17 protein-coding genes are annotated in these 16,969 nt (G+C 51.1%); 7 read left to right on the forward strand and 10 right to left on the reverse strand.

Annotation, left to right across the window (positions count from 1 at the left end; translation table 11 throughout):
• Positions 1-15: 15 nt before the first annotated feature.
• Complete coding sequence (locus AC0YN4_RS25160) at positions 16-834, forward strand: VOC family protein (protein WP_475783197.1); 819 nt, start codon at positions 16-18, stop codon at positions 832-834.
• A gap of 62 nt (positions 835-896) precedes the next feature.
• Here the strand turns inward: AC0YN4_RS25160 and AC0YN4_RS25165 are convergent, their stop codons facing one another.
• From AC0YN4_RS25165 to AC0YN4_RS25175, 3 genes are all read right to left on the reverse strand, one after another.
• Positions 897-1,346, reverse strand: coding sequence for an SRPBCC family protein (locus tag AC0YN4_RS25165; protein WP_475783198.1), 450 nt, complete (start codon positions 1,344-1,346; stop codon positions 897-899).
• 9 nt (positions 1,347-1,355) lie between these two features.
• Positions 1,356-1,691, reverse strand: a complete 336-nt coding sequence (locus tag AC0YN4_RS25170) for a MerR family transcriptional regulator (protein WP_475783199.1) — start codon at positions 1,689-1,691, stop codon at positions 1,356-1,358.
• Between the two features lie 149 nt (positions 1,692-1,840).
• Positions 1,841-3,130, reverse strand: coding sequence for a YhgE/Pip domain-containing protein (locus AC0YN4_RS25175; protein ID WP_475837079.1), 1,290 nt, complete (start codon positions 3,128-3,130; stop codon positions 1,841-1,843).
• Positions 3,131-3,212: 82 nt separating this feature from the next.
• Here AC0YN4_RS25175 and AC0YN4_RS25180 point away from each other — a divergent pair, with 82 nt between their 5' ends.
• The gene (locus AC0YN4_RS25180) at positions 3,213-3,821 is read left to right on the forward strand and encodes a TetR/AcrR family transcriptional regulator (RefSeq protein ID WP_475783201.1); all 609 of its coding nucleotides are present in this window, start codon (positions 3,213-3,215) and stop codon (positions 3,819-3,821) included.
• A gap of 108 nt (positions 3,822-3,929) precedes the next feature.
• Here the strand turns inward: AC0YN4_RS25180 and AC0YN4_RS25185 are convergent, their stop codons facing one another.
• Positions 3,930-4,661, reverse strand: coding sequence for a class I SAM-dependent methyltransferase (locus tag AC0YN4_RS25185; protein ID WP_475837080.1), 732 nt, complete (start codon positions 4,659-4,661; stop codon positions 3,930-3,932).
• Positions 4,662-4,876: 215 nt separating this feature from the next.
• Here AC0YN4_RS25185 and AC0YN4_RS25190 point away from each other — a divergent pair, with 215 nt between their 5' ends.
• Genes AC0YN4_RS25190 through AC0YN4_RS25200 form a run of 3 tightly spaced genes read left to right on the forward strand, consistent with a single transcriptional unit; the run spans position 4,877 to position 6,832 of the window.
• Positions 4,877-5,083, forward strand: coding sequence for a hypothetical protein (locus tag AC0YN4_RS25190; protein WP_475837081.1), 207 nt, complete (start codon positions 4,877-4,879; stop codon positions 5,081-5,083).
• Between the two features lie 7 nt (positions 5,084-5,090).
• Complete coding sequence (gene dnaN, locus AC0YN4_RS25195; protein ID WP_475837082.1) at positions 5,091-6,263, forward strand: DNA polymerase III subunit beta; 1,173 nt, start codon at positions 5,091-5,093, stop codon at positions 6,261-6,263.
• Positions 6,264-6,319: 56 nt separating this feature from the next.
• Complete coding sequence (locus AC0YN4_RS25200) at positions 6,320-6,832, forward strand: Crp/Fnr family transcriptional regulator (protein ID WP_475783204.1); 513 nt, start codon at positions 6,320-6,322, stop codon at positions 6,830-6,832.
• Positions 6,833-6,839: 7 nt separating this feature from the next.
• Here the strand turns inward: AC0YN4_RS25200 and hmpA are convergent, their stop codons facing one another.
• From hmpA to AC0YN4_RS25215, 3 genes are all read right to left on the reverse strand, one after another.
• Entirely contained in the window at positions 6,840-8,105 is a 1,266-nt protein-coding gene (hmpA, locus tag AC0YN4_RS25205; protein ID WP_475783205.1) for an NO-inducible flavohemoprotein, read from the reverse strand.
• Positions 8,106-8,266: 161 nt separating this feature from the next.
• A complete protein-coding gene (locus tag AC0YN4_RS25210) occupies positions 8,267-9,856 on the reverse strand; it encodes a histidine kinase N-terminal 7TM domain-containing diguanylate cyclase (RefSeq protein WP_475837083.1) in 1,590 nt (529 codons plus the stop codon).
• Between the two features lie 45 nt (positions 9,857-9,901).
• A complete protein-coding gene (locus AC0YN4_RS25215) occupies positions 9,902-10,771 on the reverse strand; it encodes an endonuclease/exonuclease/phosphatase family protein (RefSeq protein WP_475837084.1) in 870 nt (289 codons plus the stop codon).
• A gap of 86 nt (positions 10,772-10,857) precedes the next feature.
• Here AC0YN4_RS25215 and AC0YN4_RS25220 point away from each other — a divergent pair, with 86 nt between their 5' ends.
• The gene (locus AC0YN4_RS25220) at positions 10,858-11,679 is read left to right on the forward strand and encodes a DeoR/GlpR family DNA-binding transcription regulator (protein ID WP_475837085.1); all 822 of its coding nucleotides are present in this window, start codon (positions 10,858-10,860) and stop codon (positions 11,677-11,679) included.
• 6 nt (positions 11,680-11,685) lie between these two features.
• Here the strand turns inward: AC0YN4_RS25220 and AC0YN4_RS25225 are convergent, their stop codons facing one another.
• Both AC0YN4_RS25225 and AC0YN4_RS25230 read right to left on the reverse strand, forming a co-directional pair.
• Complete coding sequence (locus AC0YN4_RS25225; protein ID WP_475837150.1) at positions 11,686-12,537, reverse strand: EamA family transporter; 852 nt, start codon at positions 12,535-12,537, stop codon at positions 11,686-11,688.
• Between the two features lies 1 nt (position 12,538).
• Positions 12,539-13,369 (reverse strand): alkaline phosphatase family protein, encoded by an 831-nt coding sequence (locus AC0YN4_RS25230; protein ID WP_475837086.1) that lies wholly within the window; start codon positions 13,367-13,369, stop codon positions 12,539-12,541.
• A gap of 236 nt (positions 13,370-13,605) precedes the next feature.
• On the opposite strand from AC0YN4_RS25230, the gene AC0YN4_RS25235 reads away from it, so the two are divergent.
• Positions 13,606-14,385 carry a sporulation protein gene (locus tag AC0YN4_RS25235; RefSeq protein WP_475837087.1) on the forward strand — a complete coding sequence of 260 codons (780 nt, stop codon included), beginning with the start codon at positions 13,606-13,608 and terminating at the stop codon, positions 14,383-14,385.
• Positions 14,386-14,438: 53 nt separating this feature from the next.
• Here AC0YN4_RS25235 and AC0YN4_RS25240 read toward each other — a convergent pair whose 3' ends face one another.
• Positions 14,439-16,940, reverse strand: coding sequence for an ATP-binding protein (locus AC0YN4_RS25240; protein ID WP_475837088.1), 2,502 nt, complete (start codon positions 16,938-16,940; stop codon positions 14,439-14,441).
• Positions 16,941-16,969 lie beyond the last annotated feature (29 nt).

Genomic DNA, 16,969 nt, shown 5'->3' on the forward strand with positions numbered 1-16,969 from the left:
AGGAGGCGGATGGTTATGGTGACACATTTCTCTCGTTTGCAGCTGCAAACCTTCTCGATTCAAGGCGTGAAGCAGTTTTACCATGAGCAGCTTGCTTTTCCCATCCAATACGAGTCGGATACCGAGATTCATCTCCAGCCAACACCTTCTATGACCCTATGTTTCACGGAAGGATTGGAGCCGAGCGCTCCGGCGCATATCGCTTTCGAAGTGGCGACCTCCGGCTTCGATGCAGCGGTAAGCTGGCTGGGTGATCAGAATGTCACTCTCCTCAAGTGGCCGGACGGCCGCATCGTGGATGATTTCGGCGGTACGGGAAAGAACGTCTACTTCCGCGATGGCGACGGCAACTTGCTGGAAATCATCTGTCACTCCTACGTACAGGAAGGCGTTCTGCCTCCGATCGGGGCCATGGGTCTCCTCTACCTGCGGGAAGTGGGCTTCCCTGTAGAGACAGACGCCGTAGTTGCTTTTCGCGAGCAACTGGTGCGATTATTGGGCTTTAAACTTGATAAAGTTTATGATAATTTTACGTTTGCCATTGGCGGAACAGCCCATGCGGTCATTGTATCCAAAGCGCGAAAATGGATTCCCATCGCGATGACTGCATTGCCGCCCGCTATGAATGTAACCCTCGGTGTGAGCAGTATCGCTTTTCTTGAAGGGGTCCAATCGAGATTGGATGCCGAGGGTATACCCTATGAATCAGAATCGGAATCCGATGCTCCGAATCGAGTCAGCTTCCAGCTGCATGCGTATCCGATTTGCCTGGAACTCACTGACGAATTTGAAGCCGATGTGGCCGCCCGATTGCAATTGCCGCTCGCTCGCTAGATACCCTAACAAAGAAGCGCCTGCTCGTGATTGAGCAGGCGCTTCTTTATTGCGGCTATGCTTTATTTTCTTGCTTCTTGATCCACCAGCGCCATAAACTCATGCACTACTTTCAAATTCGCTTTCTGGCTGCCGAGTTTCAGCATGGCTCGTCCGACGAAGTTTACCCCTTTGTTCTGCCCTTCATAGATGAAGGTCGTGCGCGCGTCATCGACTCGTACGACTGTGAAAGTGAGCGTAATCTCAAAAGCTTTGCCTAATACGAAGTGGATCGTTTTTCGCTTGGAATCAGGCAGGTCCTCATAGACCAAGGTGTCGACAATATACGTCTCGACGCGCTTGCCCTCCCGGTATTTCTGACGATGCTTGGCTCCCGCTTCCCTCTTGGTCTTCTCGATGAGCGTATGCTCCTCAACCTTGGGCATAATTCGATTGATATTCCGATCTGAGAATAGGTCCCATACCTTCTCGATCGGTGCGTGAATCGTCGTTTCTTCTTTCCATGTCAGCATATGTGTCCACTACTCCCTTCCCGATGCAAGGAATTCATCAATTTCTTCTACCTGTAACAGGAGATCCCTTATTTGTAGCTGGATGTTGCCCCGTTTCTGTTCCAACAGCCCTTCCAGATGCGCAAAGGACTCGTCACTCATAACCTCGCTCATCTCCTGAATCGTACAGCCGAATCGTCTCAATTTCGTAAGCAGCACCGCTATAAAATAACTGCCGTCGTCGTAGTACCGATACTTGTTCGAGGGATCGATAAAAACAGGCTCCAGCAGCTTCACTTCCGCATAATAACGCAGCGTTTCCTTACTCAGCCCGGTCATCTCCGAGAATTCGCTGATCTTGTACATGAATCTCCTCCCTCTCCCAGCATAAACCGTGGGGTGCACCACAGAGTCAATATGGTTTTGTATTGTATTGATTATAACTTGCGCACAAAAAAAGCGACCAAACCGGAATACCTGGATTCCGATTTAGTCATTTTAGAGGTAGACATCACTTACATAGAACGATCTAAAGTCGCTGCTACTTTCTTCGGTTTAAGTACAGATGCGGCGGCAACCAGCATGCAAATGCCGGACAACCAGCCAAGCACCCGATACGTGCCGTTCATGTTGGTACCGTCGAAGTACATCACCGAGCGCAAGCCCGTCGCGACAAACCGCAGCGGCGTCCAGCTGTACAGCCAATCCTTCGCAGCAGTTGGCAGCATCTCAGGTGCCATGTTAATAACCGGCATCGAGAAGAAGAATAACAGCACCATGAGCGGAACCGCCGGCATGCCAATCCAGCGCAGTAAAGTTGTTTGAAACAGGAAGAATGCCGCCCCTGCCAATAAGAGGAACAACCATAGCTGCGTTCGATCCGAGAGCTCCATGCCATACCAGGAGCCAGACATCCATACAAGAAAGGCCGTTGCACCCGTGACGATTACGAGGCCCATTACAAGCTTTGTCAACACGATACGCATATGGCCGCCGCCGGCTTTCACCGCTTGCTGCGACGCCAAGAACAACGTTATGCTGACTGCCAAGCAGCTGAGCCACATCATCTGCGTGAGCAGCAATGGTGCGTTACCGCTGGCATTGTTAGCACCTACGGGATGCACAATTTGCGAGCTGACCGTGAACGGCTCCAGCAGCGCACCGGCGGACCTTACCGGAATGGCATCGGCGTGCTTCCCGATCTCTTCCAGAAGCTGCGCCGACAGCTGACTGCTGATCTTTTGCATCGCTGTCTGCAGCAGCATGTTCACTGTGCTTGCTACCTGTGCGTTCTTTCCTTCGCTCACATAGATCTGCAGCTGTGCAGGCTGCGGCGCAGCGGACTGCAGCGAAAGCAAGCCCGCGCTTAGATCAGCCGGCAGGATCAATGCGCCATAATAGGCCTGATTATCAATCCCAGCAAGTGCCTCTTCCTTGGAGCTCACGATCTCCCATTTAATCGGCAGCTGTGTTTGCTGGGTCATTTTCTCCTTTAACATCTCTCCAACGGCCAACTGGGATCCATCGGGTTTATCAGCCGGTTGATCCAAGACAACCAGCGCAAGCGGGAGCTCTTTCGGAGCCGCTCCGGCAGCAGGTCCAATCATCGCTACCCCGAACACCATGAGCACAGCCAGTACAGCAACTGCGCCAATCCAAACTAATTTCTGCTTTAACAAATTCTTATGCAAACTTGCCACCACCTTATAATGGACATCGTGTTGAATAATGATCACCGTGTTTATTATAATGATTTTGGGGCAGAACTCAATAATCAAGATCAGACGCTTCTGTTGCTTATTCAACACATGGCAATGCCGCTGTTCATTATGAGCCAATATTCATCCTAAAATTATATTTCATTACAGAAAGGGGCAGCTTGAACGCATGTCTCAGAAAACCGATCTCCGCATTGAGCGAACGAAAGATATGCTCCGCAGCGCACTGATTGAACTTATTGAGGAGAAAGGCTTCGAAGCGATTACCATTCGGGATTTAACGCTCAAAGCCAGACTTAATCGGGGAACCTTCTACTTGCACTACCACGATAAATTCGATCTGCTGGAGCAATGCAAAACGGAGATCTGGAGCGGCTTCGAAGCCTGTATTCAGCTAGCCGACCCGGAACTGCTTATCCAGCATGTGGAACGCGATGAACCTTATCCTTTTATGGTGGATGTCTTTGGTTTCTTGAAGGAGAATAGTGATTTCTTCAGGGTTATGATGGGACCCAAGGGTGATCCCTCGTTTATCGTCACGTACAAAGAACTCATGCTTAAGCATCTCTATAACAAGCTGATGCAGCTTCAGCCTGAGGATCAGAAGCTTCTCGTGCCGCGCGATTTTCTCACCGCCTATATTATTTCCGCTAACTTTGGCGTCGTGCAGCACTGGCTGGAAACCGGAATGATTTATACCCCGCGCGAAATGGCTCAGATTATGTCCCGAATCATGCGCCGCGGCCCGCTCCGGATGACCGGCGCTCTGGAAGGGTAGGTGAAGAACCACCATTCCCCCGGTCTAGACCAAAGAAGCTGTCCCAGCAGAGTCGTAAGGCACTCTTCTGGGACAGCTTCTTTGTATGCAATCAAAGTCAATCGAACACTACTTCTCGGCGGCAACCAGCAGAAATAGTGGACGGCGGGTTTCATCCCGCATATCGGGATAAGCAGCGGTCGCTTCCGGCGTAGGCTGCGGCTCAGATAGCTTCCTGATGGTGAAGCCTGCCTCGATTAACTGATTGATTATCGTCGCAACCGTACGATGGTATTTCACCACATCATTGTCCAGAAACCTCGTTTGCCGCATGCCTTCCTGTTGATAATCGTCGACCGGCCAGTGCAGCCTTTCCCCTTCGGCACTGTAATGCCAGTCCTGTGCAGCGCGCGCGGTGAACACGGGATGCTCCACCGAAAGAATAAAGCTGCCCCCGGGTACAAGGTACTCATGGATCTTGCGGCAGACGATATCGAACCGTTCGACGTAATGTAGAGCGAGCGAGCTAATTACGACATCGAACTGTTCAGCGGCGAACGCGATGTCCTCTATCGCAAGCTGATGATACGCAATGCCCGAATCATGCTCGAACGCCTTAGCGCGTGCAAGCATCATCTCGGACAGATCCACGCCGATAACAGAATCAGCTCCCATCTCACGGGCATACCGGCAATGCCAACCGAAGCCGCAGCCCAAATCAAGCACCCGCTTCCCCTGCAGGACAGGCATAAGCGCTCGCAGTGCCGGCCACTCCCCGGCCGCCTCCAGTCCGCCGATGGAACGAGGCATTTGATTGTATTGGGCGAAGAAGTCCGGATCATCGTATTTGTTCTGTTTCATCTACGCGGCCCCCTTGTAGCAAATTACTTTAAGTATAGAGAGTGGAAACGTGAAGGGACAAGTTTTTTGTTGCCACTACATTACGCACTATGCTACAGTTAAATTATGTAATTATTGATTAAAGTAACCATATTCAAAAAAAGGCGGTGCTGTTCATCATGACTCCCCCTTCTACCAAAAACATAAAGCTCGGCATACCGAACCACGAAGGACAAATGTCCATGCTTTTCTCGAAGGGCGGTTCTCGTGAGGGGGCCGGACGCAAAGGCTTCGGGGAAACAAGGAAGGTCTCTCTAACCTTATCCGCTGAGGTGTGGCAGGCTCTTGAAGCCCACTGCATGGCGAAATCCTGCTCCAAATCCGAGGGGCTGAGGGGGATTATCGAAACCTACTTACACAATGAACTTTCGGAGGGCAGGTGAGGGTTTCATGTTCGTTCAAGTAAACCGACTGCTGCTGCTCCGGGCACTTCAAGCTGTCGCTCATGCCGCTTCCGGCAAGAGTACAATTCCGATCCTCTCCGGTATCCTGCTCACCGCTGATTCCTCAGGAATAACCGTCACCGCAGGTAACATGAGCATGATACTGACGTCCTTCATTCCGGTACATAATGTCGATGTCATCATTCACAGAAACGGCCGAATCGTCGTGCCTTCGCGTTATTTAGTCGATATCGTTCGCAGCCTTCAGGCGGTAGATTCGATTCAGCTTGAGCTTCTCGGCGGATTAACCCTCACCATTACTTCTCCGTCATCGCGCTATCATTTAAACGGCATGGATGCCGAAGATTACCCGCGCAGCACAGCAGCAGCAGCTACAACAGACAACTCAGCGACCTGCATTCGGATCTCGAACAGTCATTTGAAGAAGCTCATTAAACAGGTTGATTTTGCCGTTGCCGCTTCCGAATCCAGACCTGTATTGACAGGCGTACTATACGCCTTTAACGGTAATCATCTGCAGCTCGTGGCGACCGATGGCGTTCAGCTCTCCTTCCAATCGACGACCGACTATATCTCAAGCACATCCACGCCGAGCGCACCTATCATTATTCCGGGGAAACATTTAACCGATTTTGCCAAAATGCTGCAGGATGACGAGGCAACGACGGACATCAGTATCGGCGACCGCGACCGCACGATCACCCTTCGAACCGCTAATTATCATCAGCAATCCTCCCTCATTGAGGGGACTTTTCCTTCTCTAGACAAGGTTATGAGACCTGCTGCTCACCATACCGAACTTAGCTTTAACACCAAGCACCTGCTGTATGCTCTTGAACGAGTCACGATATTAGCAGGCGACAGCAACGTGGTTAAACTGCATACACGCTCTCCCCACTCTGTTTCTCTCACAGCCAGAGCAGCCGAAATTGGCGATGTCTACGAGGAAATTGATGCCGTGAGCAGCAGCCCCGGACAAGACGTTACCGTATATTTCAATGGACGCTTCATGATTGAAATTGTCCGTTCCATCGCAGATCATACCGTAAACATGCAATTAGCCGGCGCATGCAATCCCATCGTGATCCGTCCCGCGAATACCGCCGGAGCTGAAGAATCGATGTACATGCTTACGCCCATTAGATCAGGTCCACATTAGATCGGTTATACTAAAATAAAAAAATGCCGGCAAGCGCCGGCATTCATGAGGTAACGATGATCATACACAAAGGCGAAACCCTATTCCGTCAAGGGGAATCCGGCCCCCTCTATCACTTAAAGAGCGGTTTACTCAAGATCGTTCGCGTCCATCAGGACGGCTCGCAGATCTTGGTCAATATCATTGTGCCGGACGAAATCATCCCGCATCATTCCTTAATCAGCCCTAACCCTTACTACGGGACTGCAATTGCACTCGTCACTTGCGAAGTCGATTGTTTGCCCGCCGAGATGTGGTACGAAGAGCTTGAGCATAATCCGGCACAATGTCGCGACATCGCCCTCAAGCTGCAGGACAAGCTGCGTATGATGCAGCAGCGCATTGACCAATTAACCGAGGTTGCGCCGGCAGAGAAGCTGCGTAAGCTCCAGGCTTGGTTTCAAGCTTACATCTCTCCTGATTCCCTATCCGATGTGCTGACACAAGATGAGATCGGGCAATTTCTCGGGCTGCGCAGGGAAACCATCAATCGGTTGCTGCGCAGCCAATCGGAAGGCGAAACCAAGTAACCCCTCACTATTGCGCAGCAGTTGTTTCCTGCGGCTGAGACGACTTTTCCGGTGCCTCCTCCAAGCTGCCGCCCGTTCCGAAGAATTCATAATGAATATCCTCTGTGGCGACGCCCCACTCCTTCAAGAGGCCGAACACCATTCTCATAAACGGCTCCGGACCGCAGAAGTAGAAGCTCGCATCCTTCGTCGACAAGACGTCTTGGAGCCATGGCAGGTCGATATAACCTTCTTTATGAAAAGCTTGCGCCGCACGGTCATCCTCTGTCGGCTTGTTATAGCACCAATACACGGATACCTGTGGAGCTCGCGACGCAATCTCCTCCACTTCGGATCGCAAGGCATGCACATTGGCATTCTGAGCAGCATGAATGAAGGTAACCGGACGATCCGAATAGCTGTCCGTCAAGGTGGATAGCATACTCACTAGCGGCGTTAACCCCACGCCTCCACTAATCAAGACAACAGGCCTTGTATCCGCGACATCTAGCGTGAAGTGGCCCGCAGGCGCCGATAGCCGCAGCACATCTCCTTGGTTGATCTGCTCATGCAGGTACATGGAGACTTTCCCTTCGGGCTTGTCCGGAAACGCCTCTTCGCGTTTGACCGAGATGCGATAATACGGTTTACCCGGCGCGCCGGATAAGCTGTACTGACGAATATGCGTGTACGTTTCACCGGGAATGTGCACCTTAACACTCACATACTGCCCCGGTTCAAAAGCAGGAAGTGCGCCTCCATCCTCCGCCACCAAATAGAAGGATGTAATAACGTCACTCTCTCGTACCTTCTTCTGCACACGAAATGCCCGATAGTTTGCCCAACCGCCATTTTGCTGCTCGGCCTGCTTGTACATTTCGGCTTCCGTCTCGATAAACACATTCGCGATGATCCCGTAGGCCTCCGCCCATGCGTTCAGAATCTCGTCCGTTGCAGCTTCTCCCAACACATCCTTGATCGCTGTAAGCAGCATTTGCCCGACGATGGGGTAATGCTCCGCTTTCACGCCCAAACTCCGATGTTTATGGGCAATCTGTTTCACAACCGGCAGAATCATCTCCAGCTTGTCGATATGGAGCGCCGCCGCATAGACCGCATTGGCCAGTGCTGTCTGCTGCCTGCCCTTGGTTTGATTCGCATGATTGAACATATGAAGCAGCTCGGGATGAGCGGTAAACAGCAGATGATAGAATCGCTTCGTAATGGTCGTGCCGTGCACTTCTAATACCGGAACGGTTGATTTAATAATGTCGATGGTTTGCTTGCTAAGCATGGCTTGTTCCTCGCTTTCGTCACTTGGAATAATCCAAGTATACAAGGCACCTCATGCAGTCGATGTGATTACAATCACAAGAATTCGCAACGATCTGTGAAATCAGGGGCAGCAACAAAGCAAAAAGCCACCTTCCGGCGGCTTACTCTGCATTTCAGTCTTTATACTCTGACGGTATGGTTCGCAACACGTACCGTATTACGTCCCGCATGCTTGGCCTCATACAAGGCACGATCGGCAGCCTTCAACAGCTGTTTCATATCGTCCCAGTCCGTCTCCGTTTCACCACTCACCACAGCAACCCCAAAGCTCGCCGTTACAGCTATGAATCCATCCGGCGTTACCGATAACGCCATCTGCTCCCTGACAAGCTCATTACGAACCCGGTGCGCCGCAGCTTCCGCTTCCTCCAGTGACAACCCCGGCATCATCACAACGAATTCCTCCCCGCCATAGCGAGCAAGCACGTCTTCCGTGCGCAGCACCTTGCGGCATACTCCGACTATGTGAAGGAGCGCTCGGTCACCGATATCATGTCCATAGGTGTCATTAATCCGTTTGAAGTGGTCGATATCAAATAATAACAGCGCAAGCGGCTCCCCGCTCGATAAGGATTCCCCAAGCAGCTTCTCGCTCAGCTGTAAGAAATGCGTCCGATTATATATTCCCGTAAGGCCATCGTGAAAAGCAAGCTCATGCAATCGCTGCTGCAGCCGAACACGTTCAGACACATCGATGAGTACAATCAGCTTGCCCGTTTCCTGACCGCCTTTCTTCCTAACAACCGAAACCCGAATATCGTAGTAGTACGACTGTCCGTCTTTCTCCCACAACGTTTCTTGCGTACTCTGCGAATCAACCTCCTCAAGGAGGATGCTGTCATCCGAATGCTGGCGCCATAACGGTTCGATCGATCGCCCGAGCGAATACGTCGATAACTGCGGCATCACCTGCGCAGCGGCCGGGTTGTAATCGACCAGCCGATTATTCATATCCAGTACGAGTACGCCGTCACTCATGCTCTCGAACAGATTATCCCGTGCAATCGGCGCCACGTTCATTAAGCCTCGCGAAGCGAGTGCCCACATATACAGCGCAGAGGTCCCTGCCATTATGACCGGAATCGGGTCGATCCCCTGAGGCGTCAAATTACCGAGGTACACAAAATCACCCGCGAGCGGCAGCAGCAGCCCGACCAACATCGTAATATGCTGAAGCCGATAAGCCGATTTCATCCGGTTCCAGTACAGCAGCAGCAGTGCGACGCCCCCGAACATACAACCAAACGTATACGCGCCTTGGATAATGTACCAAGGTCCAGCGTTCAGATCGACCTTCAGGAACCCTAATTCCGGCCTTATCGTGATGGATCGATAATATAGATGATGCATCTCGTTCGACATGACGAGCGCGACGGTGACGAGCGGCAGGATGAACAGTCCCATGCGCAAAGCGGGCTTCAAATAGCGGTCCATGCCGAGAAAATACATAATGAGCAGCAAATTGATGGGAGGAAGAAACGGCATCCCGATGTATTCAACCTTGATCCAGAATGTGATCTCTTCCAGTGAACCCGCAGACAGCTCCAGCGCAGAGCCGAATATATAAATCGCAGACAGCAAGCAGTGTGCGACAAAGGTCTTCGACATGGACTGCCTTGCACGATTCGTTAAGATGTAAATCCCCATAAAGACATTAATGACGCCGGCCGTAACCATTAACGTTAGAATAGCCGAATATGGCGTTCCCATTCCCCTATGCACTCCACTCGGAATCTGAGCGATTCCCTTTGATCATTACGGCGTTACGATTTGGAAGGTTGATATGACCGCCGCATGATCGGACGGCCACTCATTATCCTCATGATTGCCGAATCCCTTCGGCTCCCCGACGACAAACACTTCGGAGCTCACAACCTTCACACGGGAACCATGATAATAGATATAATCAATGCGGTCCTGCGGCTCAAACGGGTTATCTCCCCAAGGATGCTCCGGCGTATGGACGGTCGACCATGTAAGGCCGGGCATAGCTGCCGGATCGGGATGCACGATGCGGTACGAATCCTGAAGCCCCGCCTCTTCCGCCATTGCACTGACCGGCCATCGAACGACATAACCGTCATGCAGTGACTTCGTATCATCGCCCCAATCCAGATGGGAAGGCGCGTTGAAATCGCCCATAAGGAACAGCGGCATGTCTGATGCCAGATGAGGGGCAAGATCACGCAGAACCAGCGCCAGCTCTCTGCCCCGAGCCTCTTGCTCCATCACTGCAATTTCGTCTGTCGGTTTATTATCGAACAAAGCCCAATACGGACCGTAAGGATCATAATACAGATGGGCATCGGCGACAAGAATGACTTGCCCGGAAGGCAGCTGAATGTGAGTGAGTATCGCGCTCATCCCCTCCACGTGGCTCGCTTCGATGATGGGATATTTGCTAATCACGCTGCAGTTTGCACGGCCCTCTTGGTTCTGATAGTGATGCCAGCCGAGCTTCTCCGCTACTGCTTTCCCCGGATCCGGCGTTTCCTGAAAACCTACAATGTCCGCGCCGGACAGCTCAACCGCACGGGCAATCTTGTTCACACCGTCATGAACGGCCTCGCCGCCCAGCCAAGTGTTGAATGTCATGATCGTAACGCTATCTGTTGGTTGCATCATGCCTGCATCTCCCCTTTTCAATTATTTTAACGAATCGCGTCGGATTTGGATATACAGGAGAACTTCCTGCCGATTTTTCTGTTAAAATGACAAGTAGTAAAGCACTTGGCCTGGAGGTTACGGATACAATGTCGCTAATCGGCGAGGAACGCAAACAGAAGATACTGGACCTGCTTGAGCAGAACGGAAATGTGTCTTCATCGGAATTGGTGCAGCTATTTGACGTATCGAAGGAAACGGTGCGCAGATACTTGGATGAGCTGGAAGGGCAGGCGAAGCTGAAGAAGGTGTACGGCGGCGCTGTTAAGCCTTCCGTCAGCTACGAGGAACCGCCTTATTTGGAGCGGATGACGCTGAAGCGCGAGGAGAAAAATCAAATAGGCCGGCAGGCGGCCGGCCTCGTTCGTGATGGAGATGTGATCTTTCTCGATGAAGGAACGACCCTCCTGACGGTCATTCCGCATTTGACCCAAACCGCCTTAACGGTGCTGACCCATTCGTTTCCCGCTGCCGCACTGTTAATGGAACAACAGAATCAAGGGCGTTTCGATGGCCGAATCTTATTTCTCGGCGGAGAAATCAGTTCCTTGCATGCCAGGTGCGCAGGTTCGATGACTGAAGCGGCTCTTGGCCATTATTATATCGATAAAGCTTTCATTTCCGTTGATGGCATCCATGCCGAAGCCGGTCTTACCAGCCTGGACAATAGCAAGTCCGCCGTATCCCGCAAGGCCATCTCCCATGCGACGGAGGTTATTGTAACGGCTGATTATACGAAGCTCGGACATCGTTTCCCGTATAAGCTCGGCGATCTGGAGGATGTATCCTGTATCTTATGTAATCAAGCCCCTCCGGCAGATTGGGATGAGGCACTCGCCAAACACCCGATACGCTGGATGACCCCTTAACTTAACCTAACCGAACACGCTGATGACCACGATCGCGGACGCAATCGCAGCCGATGATGCAATTCGCTTCATCCCCTGCTGTTCCTTCAGTACCAGGATGCCAAGCAAGGTTGCGAAGACCGTCCCGATCTCTCGAATCGGCGAGATGTGAGCCATCGGAGCCAGGTTCATCGCAAATAAGAATAACAAATACGAACCCGGCGAAAGTACGGCCCCCATGAGGATAACTCGCCAATTTGTCTTTAGCTCGGTCTTCCACTTGCCTGAACGCAGCACCGTTGGTGTCAATGCCAACAGGAAACCTGCATTACCTAGACAAAGCAGCTCAGGCGGCGATAAATAGTCTAGCGTCAATTTATCCACGAACACGTAGCAGGTTGTACATAACCCCACCCCGAACGCAACGAGTATTGGTTTGGATGACCGCCCCCTCTTGCTCCTTCGAAACGACCAATCACTGATTTTGAAGAAACTGACGATCATACACAGAATGCCGGCCCAGCCCCATACAGACAACGACTCTCCAAGAAAAGCAACGCCGACCGTAGGAACGAGCAGTGTTGCCGTCCCCCTCATGATGGGATACATTTGCGACAAATCCCCAAGCGTGTAGGCTTTGGTCAGCAGAAAAGCGTAGCAGCCTTGTATCAGCATCGTAATGAGAATAAGCATATAAGCCTGCCACGGCAGCGCTTTGCTTAGCAGCCGGCTTATAACGAGCGGAATCAGGAAGACTGTCGATGGAAGAAGGATGATCCATAAGAAAGCCGCTTTGTTCAAGCTGCGTTTGGCAAACAAATTCCATACGGCATGTGTAAGCCCGGAGAACAGCACAAGGAAAACAGCCAATACCAGCATGCTATTCAACTATAGCTGTGCCGAATAAATGCTGCGGCAGCTTCGCTTCCCATGATTCCGGTGCCGCAAGCCCCAGCGCATACGCAACAACCGCAGCGGTGTCCGTAATGACAATCGGCTCCGTAATGGTTGTTCCAGGCTCAATGCCCGGTCCTGACGCCGCCCAGAAAATCGTTTTATCCAGCGGATGGTCGCTGCCGTGGTCGGTATCGATTTCCCCGCCTCCGCCATGATCCGATACGACAATGATGAGACTGTCGGCCAGCGCATTCACTTGCTCAAGTGCATCCAGGATGACACCGCTATTGGCATCCGTCTCTTCAATGCTTCGCAGCTGTTCCGGCGTATTATAGCCATGCTTATGACCCGCCATATCCGGTAGATCCAAATGCACATAGAGCAGCTTGAAATCGGGATTGTTGCTTATATAGTCAGCCGTTGCCAAGGCAACCTCGCGATCAGGCATCGATATCTTGTGTACCCCGATATTCGGTTCGATAATGCCATAATTAATGGGCTCCCATGCGCTGAACGAAGCTAGCTTTGCACTCGGGTCAGCCTCACGGGCGATGCGAAAAATCGAGGGATAGGGCGAATCGTCAGGGAACGTTTGCTTCTCTGCCTTCGTATTCGTTAATCCGTGTTTATCCGGGTTTACGCCATGCATAAGCGCCCCCCAGCATTCCGCGCTGATCGTCGGAGAAGCGGTTTGTGCCTCGAATGAAACGGCTCCCTTGCTGATTAAACGATCCAAATGAGGCGTTTCTGCAGCCTGTACGAAATTCCCCGCTCCATCCCAACCGATAATGACTACCCGCTTAATGGCTCCCATGGTTGATCCCCCTGTATGAATATGGAATGTATTTCTCCTTAAGCATACTCAAACCGCCAAGGAATATCAATACAAAACAACTAAATTCAACTAAAAGCACATTAAGGAGAAAAAGCCATTGTTTGATAGGAATCTCGGTACCACCGCAATTATCCGCTGCCTCTATGAAACCTCTATCGTCCTATCCCGTATCAGTTCATTGAATATGTAAATTTATAAGGAGGCGTTATATCTCAATGTCTATGTTCAAACGCATGCTGGCCAGCGTCGGAATCGGCGCAGCGCAAGTCGATCTCATGCTTCACGAGGACGAGGTGCAGGCGGGGGATACTCTTAGTGGCATCGTCCGGATTCAAGGCGGCCGTGTGGCTCAGCAGGTCGATGATGTCTACGCCTTCGTTATGACACGATATGTAAAGGAACATAATGATACGAAGATAGAAGAAGAAGCTCCTTTAGCCAAATTTCTGCTCGCCGGCAAGTTTACGGTTGAAGCTGAGCAAGTCTACGAGTTCCCTGTATCCTTCCAGTTACCGGCGAATACGCCGGTAACGATGGGCAGAACGCCGGTATGGATTCAAACCGGACTGGAAATCAAAGAAGCCATTGACCCCAAGGATCGGGATCAGCTTCAAGTGAACCCTCACCCCTACGCTGCAGTTGTACTGGAGGCCGTTCGTCAGCTCGGCTTCCGCATTCGCGAGGTCACCTGCCAATACGCGCCGCAATACGGCAGAATTTCAGGATTGCCTTTCGTGCAGGAATTTGAATTCATTCCCACCTCGGAGTTCCGAGGCCAGTTGGATGAGCTGGAAATCGTATTCTATCCCGATGAGAACGGAGTTGAGTTGCTGCTGCAGATCGATCGCAAGGCGCGCGGCTTATCCGGCTTATTCTCCGAAGCATTCGATACCGACGAGCGTTACGTCAAGCTCCGCTTCGACCGCAATCAGCTCGCTTCCGGTGCAGGCTACGTTGCCGACCAGTTGGCAGACACGGTCCGCCGGTACATCTAATTCAGCAGTCATAAGAAAAGGCGGCAACAAGGTCCCCCCTTGTGCCGCCTTTCTTAGGTATGTTTGCCAAGCCACTTGTCCAGCGTCGCCAGCAGCTGCGCCTTGATAAAGGGCTTCGTCGTAATATCATCGATGCCTGCCTGATAATAGAGCTCATGATTTTCCGAGAAAACATCGGCCGTTAACGCGATAATCGGCAAATGCCGGAATCGTGGATTCATCCGGATATGCCTGGTGGCCTCGCAGCCATCCATCTCCGGCATGTGAATGTCCATGAGAATGGCATCCCACTGCTCTGGTTCGGATTGCTCCAGCACTTGCAATGCCTCATATCCATTGCTCGCTACTTCAATATCATAATGGCTCCCCGTAAGTATTTCTCTGGCGATGATTTGATTTATTTCATTATCCTCAACGAGCAGAATACGTCCTTTAAGCTGCCTATCATCCGATTGACTCCCTTGCTCCTCAAGAATCTCATTAGCTGCGGCAATAGCACCACTGGATAGTGTGGTCATGTCGTCTTTGTCCGGTGCAATCTCCTCCAGGGGCAGCATAAACGAGAACGTGCTTCCTTTCCCTTGCTCGCTGCTCACTACAAGCTGACCGCCCATCGTTTCCACAAGCAGCTTACAGATGGCAAGTCCGAGTCCTGTACCGCCGTATTTGCGGCTTGTTGAGCTGTCGGCCTGCGTGAACGATCGGAATAACAGCGGGAGCTGCGCTTCGGAAATGCCAATGCCCGTATCCTGAACCGAGAATCGCAGTATTTTATTCGATTTAGCCGCAGTAGTCTCGACTTCCACCGCAACCCGGATGAAGCCGCTATCCGTAAATTTACTCGCATTACTGCATAGATTGAGCATGACCTGCTCTAATCGCAGCGGATCTCCAATTATGCGGTCCGGACAATTCTCGGAGACGTCGAATATGCGCGTAATCGGCTTGCCTTCGACCATTAATGACGTCATGTGCATCAATTTATCCAGAAAACCGTGAAGGGAAATCGGAATGCGCTCCAGTTCGATTCTGCCTGCTTCGATTTTGGAAAAGTCCAATATATCGTTAATAATGACCATCAGTACATCGGAGGCAGAGCCCATTCTGGATACATAATTGCGCTGAATAGGAGTAAGGTCCGTCTTCATCAGCAAGCCGTTTAACCCAATAATACCGCTAAGCGGTGTGCGGATTTCGTGGCTCATCGTGGCGAGAAAATGACTCTTCGCTTGATTCGACTCATCGGCTGCTTTCCGTTGATAAAGCTCCGTATTATCGTGAATGGTTACGGTAACCCCTTTAACCTCTTGATAATAATTAAAGAACGGTGAGAGCGTAAGGCTGTATATCTTGTTCTGCTTCAGCAACAGTTGCCGCACTTCAAGCTCTTGCGTATTCTGCTCCTGAATCGCTTGCTCGAAGCTGCGCTCCCATTCTTCCAGATACCCGTCTAACAAGATATCCGTCAGTTTGTGCCCGATAATTTGATCCCGCTCCAGCTGCAGCTCTTCGCACATCTTCTGATTGACCGAAGCAATCGTGCCGTCCAGATGAAAGCTCAGAATAAAATCCTGCGAGTTCTCTACGAGCGTACGATACCGCTCTTCCTTCTCCGTTACCTGCTGCTCCGCTCGTTTACGCTCTGTAATATCCATAACCGAACCGATCCATTCCCTAACGGTACCCTCTTCCATAACAGGACGCACTGTAATTAAGAGTTGATACGCAGCTACCACTGCTTCGCAGGTCACTTTCTCGGTAATCGGCACACCTGTAAGATTATGCTGTAAGAACGCAAACAGGGGCACCTCATGAATCGGTTTTCCAACAAAGTCCTCCGATGTCATCTCCATCTCTTCAAGCAGCTGACCCTCAGCCAAGGTAAACATATAAGTGCCGGGTTGATTGGTAATTTTGAACGTAAATCCGGATTGCAGCCTTAGAATACTTTGCTGCTCTTGCTGCAGTTCTTTAATCGTGTGGTTCAAGCTGCGATTCCGCCGGAAATAATGAAGCAGATAGGCTGCCAGTATGCCGCTTACTAAATTAATCAGCAGGTAAGGAGCAACTCTTGCCAGGAAAGGAAGGTCAAACACGATGTAGAAATCGATGAAGAAGAAAATGGCCAAATAAATCAGAAAGGTTGTCCACTTCAGTACATAAGTGCGCACCTTAGCAGCAATGATCGCACTTCCGAGGGATAGGCACGCAGCCACAGTGAACAGCACCGGAAACGCGGAAGGGTCTTCTATGGTTCGGAATAGCACCGTAATTGCGCTTGTGACAGTCACTGCAATGGGGCCGCCATACAGCGCGGACATAAATAAAGCAATATTGCGCACATCAAGCACGACATTCGATTGCACATGAATACCCGAGAAGATCAGAATGATACCAAATACGCCATGCAATACGCCAACATTCAGCTTATACCGCCAAGATGGCTTACGGACTTTTCCAAATCGGGTAAACAGCTGTCCGGTAAGGAAAGTAAATACAAAGAGGATAGAGGTGTTTACGATTAAGTCACGAATAAACGGGGTCATGATTGTCATTGGCTCCTAGTTGTCCCATAATTCTATCT

The organism is Paenibacillus sp. J22R3 (genome assembly GCF_056269305.1).